Source organism: Staphylococcus pettenkoferi (genome assembly GCF_002902685.1).
GTDB classification, from domain to species: domain Bacteria; phylum Bacillota; class Bacilli; order Staphylococcales; family Staphylococcaceae; genus Staphylococcus; species Staphylococcus pettenkoferi.
Map to the genome: position 1 here is coordinate 1 of NZ_PPRN01000082.1, position 2,760 is coordinate 2,760.

At 50.3% G+C, this 2,760-nt stretch carries 26 tRNA genes and 1 rRNA gene; all 27 read right to left on the reverse strand.

Going from position 1 to position 2,760, the window contains the following annotated elements:
- Nucleotides 1-154: 154 nt before the first annotated feature.
- The 27 genes from CD126_RS11455 to rrf all read right to left on the reverse strand — a co-directional run bounded on the left by CD126_RS11455 (nucleotide 155) and on the right by rrf (nucleotide 2,611).
- Nucleotides 155-238, reverse strand: a tRNA-Leu gene (locus tag CD126_RS11455).
- Between the two features lie 45 nt (nucleotides 239-283).
- Nucleotides 284-358: transfer RNA gene (locus CD126_RS12190), tRNA-Gly, on the reverse strand.
- 17 nt (nucleotides 359-375) lie between these two features.
- Nucleotides 376-450 (reverse strand) — tRNA-Gly (locus tag CD126_RS11460).
- Nucleotides 451-468: 18 nt separating this feature from the next.
- A tRNA-Gly gene (locus CD126_RS11465) sits at nucleotides 469-543 on the reverse strand.
- Nucleotides 544-551: 8 nt separating this feature from the next.
- Nucleotides 552-625: transfer RNA gene (locus tag CD126_RS11470), tRNA-Cys, on the reverse strand.
- Between the two features lie 9 nt (nucleotides 626-634).
- Nucleotides 635-706 (reverse strand) — tRNA-Gln (locus tag CD126_RS11475).
- An 11-nt stretch (nucleotides 707-717) separates the two neighbouring features.
- Nucleotides 718-790 (reverse strand) — tRNA-His (locus CD126_RS11480).
- Between the two features lie 2 nt (nucleotides 791-792).
- A tRNA-Trp gene (locus tag CD126_RS11485) sits at nucleotides 793-866 on the reverse strand.
- 10 nt (nucleotides 867-876) lie between these two features.
- Nucleotides 877-961, reverse strand: a tRNA-Tyr gene (locus CD126_RS11490).
- Nucleotides 962-969: 8 nt separating this feature from the next.
- Nucleotides 970-1,042: transfer RNA gene (locus CD126_RS11495), tRNA-Thr, on the reverse strand.
- A gap of 6 nt (nucleotides 1,043-1,048) precedes the next feature.
- Nucleotides 1,049-1,121 (reverse strand) — tRNA-Phe (locus CD126_RS11500).
- 4 nt (nucleotides 1,122-1,125) lie between these two features.
- A tRNA-Asp gene (locus CD126_RS11505) sits at nucleotides 1,126-1,201 on the reverse strand.
- Nucleotides 1,202-1,209: 8 nt separating this feature from the next.
- Nucleotides 1,210-1,283, reverse strand: a tRNA-Met gene (locus CD126_RS11510).
- Between the two features lie 13 nt (nucleotides 1,284-1,296).
- Nucleotides 1,297-1,386, reverse strand: a tRNA-Ser gene (locus CD126_RS11515).
- A 29-nt stretch (nucleotides 1,387-1,415) separates the two neighbouring features.
- Nucleotides 1,416-1,508 (reverse strand) — tRNA-Ser (locus tag CD126_RS11520).
- An 8-nt stretch (nucleotides 1,509-1,516) separates the two neighbouring features.
- A tRNA-Ile gene (locus CD126_RS11525) sits at nucleotides 1,517-1,590 on the reverse strand.
- Between the two features lie 25 nt (nucleotides 1,591-1,615).
- Nucleotides 1,616-1,689, reverse strand: a tRNA-Met gene (locus CD126_RS11530).
- 24 nt (nucleotides 1,690-1,713) lie between these two features.
- Nucleotides 1,714-1,789, reverse strand: a tRNA-Ala gene (locus CD126_RS11535).
- An 18-nt stretch (nucleotides 1,790-1,807) separates the two neighbouring features.
- Nucleotides 1,808-1,881: transfer RNA gene (locus tag CD126_RS11540), tRNA-Pro, on the reverse strand.
- Nucleotides 1,882-1,888: 7 nt separating this feature from the next.
- Nucleotides 1,889-1,962 (reverse strand) — tRNA-Arg (locus tag CD126_RS11545).
- A gap of 10 nt (nucleotides 1,963-1,972) precedes the next feature.
- Nucleotides 1,973-2,062 (reverse strand) — tRNA-Leu (locus CD126_RS11550).
- Between the two features lie 7 nt (nucleotides 2,063-2,069).
- Nucleotides 2,070-2,144: transfer RNA gene (locus tag CD126_RS11555), tRNA-Gly, on the reverse strand.
- 3 nt (nucleotides 2,145-2,147) lie between these two features.
- Nucleotides 2,148-2,230, reverse strand: a tRNA-Leu gene (locus CD126_RS11560).
- Between the two features lie 6 nt (nucleotides 2,231-2,236).
- Nucleotides 2,237-2,312 (reverse strand) — tRNA-Lys (locus CD126_RS11565).
- A 6-nt stretch (nucleotides 2,313-2,318) separates the two neighbouring features.
- Nucleotides 2,319-2,394: transfer RNA gene (locus tag CD126_RS11570), tRNA-Thr, on the reverse strand.
- 17 nt (nucleotides 2,395-2,411) lie between these two features.
- Nucleotides 2,412-2,487, reverse strand: a tRNA-Val gene (locus CD126_RS11575).
- A 9-nt stretch (nucleotides 2,488-2,496) separates the two neighbouring features.
- Nucleotides 2,497-2,611 (reverse strand): 5S ribosomal RNA (rrf, locus tag CD126_RS11580).
- Nucleotides 2,612-2,760 lie beyond the last annotated feature (149 nt).

Sequence of the window (2,760 nt, forward strand, 5' to 3'; positions counted from 1 at the left end):
CGTAAGTGAATATAAAAAACGCACCAAACAACATAATAAAGTTGCTTAGTGCGTTTGACCCTCACCAACCGTTATTGACAAGGAGCCAAAAAAAGAGAAACCCCGTCATTATAGGATTTCTCATATCAAGTAGCACGTTATAGCACTATAGTAGTACCGGTGGTCGGGTTCGAACCGACACTCCTCGAAAGGAACGGGATTTTGAGTCCCGCGCGTCTGCCAATTCCGCCACACCGGCTTATTGAAATACAGAAAAAACTTCCATTTGAGGAAGCCTATAGAATGGAGCGGAAGATAGGACTTACACCTATATCTCGTTCCGGGAAGGAACGTGTTCTAAAAATTGAACTACTCCCGCATATATTAAAATATAGATGGAGCGGAAGATAGGACTTGCACCTATATCTTGTTCCGGGAAGGAACATGTTCTAAGAATTGAACTACTCCCGCATGTATTAAACTAGTAAATGGAGCGGAAGATAGGACTTGCACCTATATCTCGTTCCGGGAAGGAACGTGTTCTAAGAATTGAACTACTCCCGCGTAAGACATGGAGGCGGCAACCGGATTTGAACCGGTGATAAAGGTTTTGCAGACCTCTGCCTTACCACTTGGCTATGCCGCCAATAAATAACTGGGCTAGCTGGATTCGAACCAGCGCGTGACGGAGTCAAAGTCCGTTGCCTTACCGCTTGGCTATAGCCCATTAATACTAAGGGCGGTTGATGGGAATCGAACCCACGAATGTCGGAACCACAATCCGATGCGTTAACCACTTCGCCACAACCGCCATGGCAGGGACAGTAGGAATCGAACCCACATCAAAGGTTTTGGAGACCTCTATTCTACCGTTGAACTATGTCCCTATTTTTTTGATGGTGGAGGGGGGCAGATTCGAACTGCCGAACCCGAAGGAGCGGATTTACAGTCCGCCGCGTTTGGCCAACTTCGCTACCCCTCCAGTGTCTATGCCGGCCAGAGGACTTGAACCCCCAACCTACTGATTACAAGTCAGTTGCTCTACCAGTTGAGCTAGGCCGGCACGTAATGGTTCAGGACAGAGTCGAACTGCCGACACATGGAGCTTCAATCCATTGCTCTACCAACTGAGCTACTGAACCATAATGGCGGTCCCGACGGGAATCGAACCCGCGATCTCCTGCGTGACAGGCAGGCGTGTTAACCGCTACACTACGGGACCATTGTTTATTGCGGGAGGCGGATTTGAACCACCGACCTTCGGGTTATGAGCCCGACGAGCTACCGAACTGCTCCATCCCGCGGTAATGTGAAATACGGAGGAAGAGGGATTCGAACCCCCGCGGGCCGTTAAGCCCCTGTCGGTTTTCAAGACCGATCCCTTCAGCCGGACTTGGGTATTCCTCCATAATAAAAGTGCTAAGATTAAATTCAAATGGCGGAGGAGGAGGGATTCGAACCCCCGCGGGCCGTTAAGCCCCTGTCGGTTTTCAAGACCGATCCCTTCAGCCGGACTTGGGTACTCCTCCAAATTATATGGACCTTGCAGGATTCGAACCTGCGACCGAACGGTTATGAGCCGTTAGCTCTGACCAACTGAGCTAAAGGTCCTAAATATAATCACAACACTTAATAATGGCGGTGGAGGGGATCGAACCCCCGACCTCACGGGTATGAACCGTACGCTCTAGCCAGCTGAGCTACACCGCCCTATTATGTAATTTTAAATATATATGGTGGAGACTAGCGGGATCGAACCGCTGACCTCCTGCGTGCAAAGCAGGCGCTCTCCCAGCTGAGCTAAGCCCCCATTTTTAAAAAATCACTATCGGGAAGACAGGATTCGAACCTACGACCCCTTGGTCCCAAACCAAGTGCTCTACCAAGCTGAGCTACTTCCCGTAATAAACGCGCCCGATAGGAGTCGAACCCATAGCCTTCTGATCCGTAGTCAGACGCTCTATCCAGTTGAGCTACGGGCGCATAATTTAGATGGTGCCGAGGACCGGAATCGAACCGGTACGGTGATCAACTCACCGCAGGATTTTAAGTCCTGTGCGTCTGCCAGTTCCGCCACCCCGGCGTAATAATGGAGCAGAAGACGGGATTCGAACCCGCGACCCCAACCTTGGCAAGGTTGTATTCTACCGCTGAACTACTTCTGCATATGCGGGTGAAGGGAGTCGAACCCCCACGCCGTGAAGGCGCTAGATCCTAAGTCTAGTGCGTCTGCCAATTCCGCCACACCCGCGTTTAATGGTGAGCCATAGAGGATTCGAACCTCTGACCCTCTGATTAAAAGTCAGATGCTCTACCAACTGAGCTAATGGCTCTTGAGATGGTGCCGGCCAGAGGACTTGAACCCCCAACCCACTGATTACAAGTCAGTTGCTCTACCAATTGAGCTAGGCCGGCTTATTTTACAATTGAAATGGTGGAGGATGACGGGTTCGAACCGCCGACCCCCTGCTTGTAAGGCAGATGCTCTCCCAGCTGAGCTAATCCTCCATGTAGTTTGCCTGGCAACGTCCTACTCTTGCGGAACGTAAGTCCGACTACCATCGGCGCTAAGGAGCTTAACTTCTGTGTTCGGCATGGGAACAGGTGTGACCTCCTTGCCATCGTCACCAGACAATGGAATGTATTACACATTCAAAACTAGATAGTAAGTATTCAACCAAGTCAAAACTTGAAAAATTGATTAAGTCTTCGATCGATTAGTATTCGTCAGCTCCACGTGTCGCCACGCTTCCACCTCGAACCTATTCACCTCATCATCTT